This window comes from Streptomyces sp. SID3343, from assembly GCF_009865215.1.
Taxonomy (GTDB): Bacteria; Actinomycetota; Actinomycetes; order Streptomycetales; family Streptomycetaceae; genus Embleya.
The window spans coordinates 1-5,094 of record NZ_WWJX01000052.1 but is presented as its reverse complement, the minus strand read 5'-3'; the positions used below and the strand labels follow the sequence as shown (position 1 = coordinate 5,094).

Annotated in this window: 3 protein-coding genes; 1 reads left to right on the top strand and 2 read right to left on the bottom strand. The window is 71.7% G+C overall.

Annotation, left to right across the window (positions count from 1 at the left end; all coding sequences use genetic code 11):
* Positions 1 to 1,090: 1,090 nt before the first annotated feature.
* Entirely contained in the window at positions 1,091 to 2,833 is a 1,743-nt protein-coding gene (locus GT354_RS02320) for an alkaline phosphatase D family protein (protein WP_161354472.1), read from the bottom strand.
* A 239-nt stretch (positions 2,834 to 3,072) separates the two neighbouring features.
* Between GT354_RS02320 and GT354_RS02315 the strand changes: the two genes are divergently transcribed.
* Positions 3,073 to 3,888, top strand: a complete 816-nt coding sequence (locus tag GT354_RS02315) for an amidohydrolase family protein (RefSeq protein WP_346011802.1) — start codon at positions 3,073 to 3,075, stop codon at positions 3,886 to 3,888.
* Between the two features lie 132 nt (positions 3,889 to 4,020).
* On the opposite strand, the gene GT354_RS02310 is transcribed toward GT354_RS02315, so the two are convergent.
* Positions 4,021 to 5,094 (bottom strand): ATP-dependent DNA ligase (locus tag GT354_RS02310; RefSeq protein ID WP_161354470.1); only part of this gene is annotated, 1,074 nt, incomplete at its 5' end.

Sequence of the window (5,094 nt, the reverse complement as noted above, 5' to 3'; positions counted from 1 at the left end):
GGCGACGCCGGGCCGAGCCGAGCCCGGCGAGTCGGGGCCGGGCCGGTGGGCCAAGCGTAAACGGGCCTATGGGCCGGGCCGGGGCCGAGTCCGTGGGCCGGGCGACGCCGGGCCGAACTGAGAGACCGTGGGGGGACGCGGCGGTGCGGGACGCGGCGGTGCGGGACGCGGCGTGGAACCGAGCAGCGTGCGGCCCGTACGGGGTGGGCCATGGGCGGCGCGGGACGGGCGATGGCTATGGCGCGGGTGTGGCCGATGCGGGGCTCGGCGCGGCACGGTGGGATGCGGTGCAACACAGGACGGGATGGGGCCCGACGTGACGAAGCGCTGCCCCTGACAGTGCGCGACTCCGAGCGGGGGGCGAGTCGGTGTGCCTCGGGAGGGCCGAGGGTAGGCAGCGGCACGCTCGCGCGGTACACAGCGCGCTTCGTCCCGGCGCCGCAGCCCGATACATAGCCCAGCGGAAGAAGGGCGGGACGAAGTACGGCGCGGAAGCGTGGTACGCAAAGCGGTCGGCCCGGCGGTTCGCCCGACCGCCCGACCGCCCGACCGCCGGCAGGCGATGGCCTACACCGCGGCCCGCAACCCGGCCCACCGTACGAGCGCCGTCACCACGTCACAGCATCGCCACGTCACCGCACCGCAGGTTGCCCCAGCGCCACCAACCTCGGCGCGCGCCACGCAAGAACCGCGTCCCGCGCAGCAACCGCACCGCGCAAGTAGCCGCGGCCCACGGTAGGAACCGCCCCACGCAAGAACTGCACCACGCGAAAGGACCACGCCCCACGCAAGAACCGCCTCACGCACAAGCCGCATCCCACGACATGAGCAACGCCCCACGCAGGAACCATCTCCCGCAAGACCCGCGCCCCACGACCCACGGCAGGGACCGCCCCACGCAAAGACTGCACCACGTGGAAGGACCACGCCCCACGCAAGAACCGCCCCACGCACGAGCCGCATCCCACGACATGAGCATCGCCCCACGCAAGAACCGCCTCACGCAAGACCCGCGCCCCACGGCCCACGACCTACGCCCCACGGCAAGAACCGCCTCACGCAAGACCCGCTCCCCCGCAAGAACCGCCCCTCACCCCTCCCGCAAGACCGCCCGTCCCACCCTCCGCAAGCGCGAATCGCGTCCCCGCCGGCCACCCTCGGCGCGGTCGAGGGACAAAGTCGCGCGGCGGTTTCGCAGGGTCAGGGTCATCAGGTGGTTGCCGAACCACGGCCCGCCCAGCTTCGTCCACGTGATCGGCAGCGGGACGAGCCGCCCGTGTCGGGCCAACCCGCGCCCGATCCGCGTCGCGACGCGCCCCCACCCGAAGCGGAAGCCCAGTCGTATCGCCGGCGGCACCGAGTTGTGCACGGGCGAGCAGGTCAGCTGGTACACCCGCGCCGCCCCACCGGCCCCACCCGCCCCATCCATCCCACTCGCCGAGTCCCCCTCGTGCGGCCCCTCCGCCGCGTCCACCCACAACGCCTCGGCCGCGTACACATGGTGCACGTCCCCCGACAACACGCACACCGTCGCCGGCGCCGGCCCGCCCCCGCGCGGCCCGTGCAGGGCGATCCGCCCCAGCAACGCCGACAACGCCTCGAACGACTCGCGAAACGCCGCCCAGTGCTCCAAGTCGCCCGCCCGCCGCACCTTTTCGCTCAGCGCCGCCCACCGAGGCCCACGAGCGCCCGCGCACAGGGCCTCGTTCCAGGCTTCGAGGTCGTGTATCCCGTGCGGCAACAACCACGGCAACGACGTACCGATCAACAGGTGGTCGTATCCGCCCTCGTCGGCCTGCTCGGTGACCCACGTCAGCTCGCCCGCGCTGATCATCGCGCGACCGTCGTCGGTCAGTACGCGCCCCGCCCGCGAGTCGATCATCAGCAGCCTGGTCCGGCCGAAGTCGCGCCGGAAGCTCCACCGCGTGGTCTCCTTGCCGTCGGCCTCCGCGTCCGCACGCAGCGCGAACTCGTGCAACAGCGGCCCCACGTCCGTACCTTCGCCCGCCTCTCGGATCGCCGCCAGCATCGGGTCGGTCGCAAGCGCGTCCGGTGCGAGGTTGCCCACGTGCTGGTAGACCCAATACGACGCGAGCGCGCCCGCGATCCGCTCGGACCACCAGTCGGTCTGCGCCATGTCGGCCCGCCAGGCCCGTGACGTGTTCCAGTCGTCGATGACGTCGTGGTCGTCGAAGATCATCGCGCTGGGCACGGTGGAGAGCAGCCAGCGGATCTGCGGATCGGACCACGACTCGTGATAGAGCATGGTGTATTCGTCGAAGTTCGCGATCTGCGGCCCCGGTGCCTTGGTCAGATCCCGCAGGCCCGCCAGTCGATTCTGCATCGCCCGCGACGTCTCGTCCGCGTACACCTGATCGCCCAGCAGCAACAGCGCGTCCGGCAGCGGCTCGTCCTGCGTCCGGGTCAACCGGTGCGCGAGCATGTCCAGCGCGTCCGGGTCGAGGTGACGGTCCTCCTCGGCCTCGGTACTGGGCGGGCTGGACCAGCGGCACGACCCGAACACGACGTTGAGGTCGCGGTCGTCGCCGTCGGCGGCCTGCGTCCGGATCACGCTCGGCGGATGGACCGACCGCTCCTCGGGCCAGCACGTCCGCTCGTCCAGGCGCACCCGGTACGGTCGCGTCCGCCCAGGGGTCAGGCCCTCGACGAGCACAAGCGCGTAGTAATGCCCGAACACGTTCCACGTCACGGCGGTTGCCGAGCCGTCGTCGCACGCGACGGTAACCGCGCACGGCGCGTCGGTCTCCACCCACACGGTGGCACTGGTCCGGTCCACGTGCCGCAGCACGGGCCCGAGCAACAACTCGGCCATCGCCTTCGACCCTCCCCCATACATTCGTCGTACATTCGTCGGCCACTCGTGCGAAGTGCCTGCCCCGCACGGCCGACGGCAATACTCCCTCGTCGGAGACGAACACTTCATTACGGTATGGACTGCCCCAAACCACAACGACCCTCGGATGAACAATGTCACCCACGCCACCGACCCCGCCAAGCACACCGAGTCCACCCGGCCCACCCGGCCCGTCGAGCCCGGACGTATCCGAAGCCGTGCCCGCCACGCACGCGACCCCACCCGCCGCCCGCCCCCGACGCCTCTTCGACGCCCACCTCCACATCGTCGACCCGCGCTTCCCGCTCACCCCCAACGCCGGCTACCTGCCCCCGGCCTTCACCGCCGACGACTACCGAGCGCGCGTCGCGCCGCTGGGTGTGCTCGGCGGCGCGGTCGTGTCCGGGTCGTTCCAGGGCTTCGACCAGAACTACCTGCTCGACGCGCTGCGCCGCCTGGGTCCCGCGTTCGTCGGTGTGACCCAGCTTCCGGCCGGTGTCACGGACGAGACGGTGTTCGCCTTGGACGCGGCAGGCGTACGCGCGGTCCGCTTCAACGTCCGCCGCGGCGGCTCCGAGACGCTCGACCACCTGGACCGTCTCGCCCGCCGCGTACACGAGTTGGCCGGCTGGCACGTCGAGTTGTACCTCGACGCCCGCGACCTCCCCGACCTCGCCCCCGTCGTCGGCGCGCTCCCGAGGGTGAGCATCGACCACCTCGGCCTGTCCCGCGAGGGCCTGCCACACCTGCTGGGTCTGGTGGAGCAGGGCGCCTACGTCAAAGCCACCGGCTTCGGTCGCGGCGACCTGGACATCCCCGCGACCCTGCGCACACTGATCACGCTCGCCCCGCACGCCGTACTCGCCGGCACGGATCTGCCCTCCACCCGAGCCCCACGCCCCTTCGAGGACAGTGACCTCGCCCTACTGGCCCAGGCAGCAGGCGAACCCCACGCCGACGCGGTCCTCTACAAAAACGCCCAAGCCCTGTATCGCCCGAAAAGGCCGGACCAGGCCGTCCCCGCGACGCCCTGAATCCTCAGCCCTCACCGAAACGCAACACTTCACCCAAAACGCAACACGTGGTGCGGCCGGCAACACACACCCGAGCCGACCCGACGACACCCACAGCCCCACGCCCACCCGACACCCCACGGAGCCACGCGACTACGAGCCAAGCTCACGAACCGCGTTCATGTCATCCGCCTCCTCGACCGCCTTGTCCAACCGATACCGCACCACCCGCGCAAAGCGCAGCGCCACCCCACCCGGATACCGCGAACTCGCCTGAAGTCCGTCGAACGCGATCTCGACCACCAACTCCGGCCGTACGTACACCGTCCAGTCGTCGCGCCGTACCTCAAGTTCCTGAAGTCGCGCGGTCTGCCAGGCGAGCAGTTCGTCCGTGAGCCCCTTGAAGGTCTTGCCCAGCATCACGAACCCGTCGCCGTTCGGATCGCGTGCCCCCAGATGCAGGTTGCTCAACGAGCCGCGCCGTCGCCCGTGCCCCCATTCGGCGGCCAGCACGACGAGGTCGAGGGTGTGGCGAGGCTTGACCTTGACCCACCCGGCGCCGCGTCGGCCGGCGGTGTACGGGGTGTCGAGGGACTTGACCACGACGCCCTCGTGACCGCGCGCGACGGCGTCGGCGAACCACTTCTGCCCCGCCTCGACGTCGTCGGTGACCAGGCGAGGCACCAACAGGTCGGCGGGCGCGAGCGCTTCGAGCGCGGCCCAGCGCTCGACGCCGGGTCGGTCGATCAGGTCGACGCCGTCCACGTGCAGCACGTCGAACAGGTACACCGTCAGCGGAATCTCGGCCCGCAATCGCTCGGCGTCCCGCGTCCCCGTCCGCGACGCCGTCACCTGGAACGGGTGCGGCCGGCCGTCGGGGCGCAGCGCGATCGCCTCGCCGTCCAGTACGGCCGTGTGCACCGGCAGCGCCCGCACCGCCCGGACCAACTCGGGTACCCGCGTGGTGATGTCGTCGAGGCTGCGGGTGAACACCGAGACTCGGTCGCCGTCGCGGTGGATCTGCACACGGATCCCGTCGAGCTTCCACTCCAGCGCGACCGCCGCGTCGGGGACCTTGGCGCGCAGCTTGTCGAGTGCGGCCGGCACGTCCGGGGCGGACGCCGCGAGCATGGGCCCGATCGCGTGACCGACCTCCAGGGTGAACTCCGCGAGCGCGGTCTTCCCGCCGGCCAGCGCGGCGGCCGCCACGGGGCCGGCCGCGCCGCG

Bases quoted from the DNA above. Each gene is read 5' to 3' on its own strand.
- GT354_RS02320 (WP_161354472.1), bottom strand. From the start codon at position 2,833: ATGGCCGAGTTGTTGCTCGGGCCCGTGCTGCGGCACGTGGACCGGACC.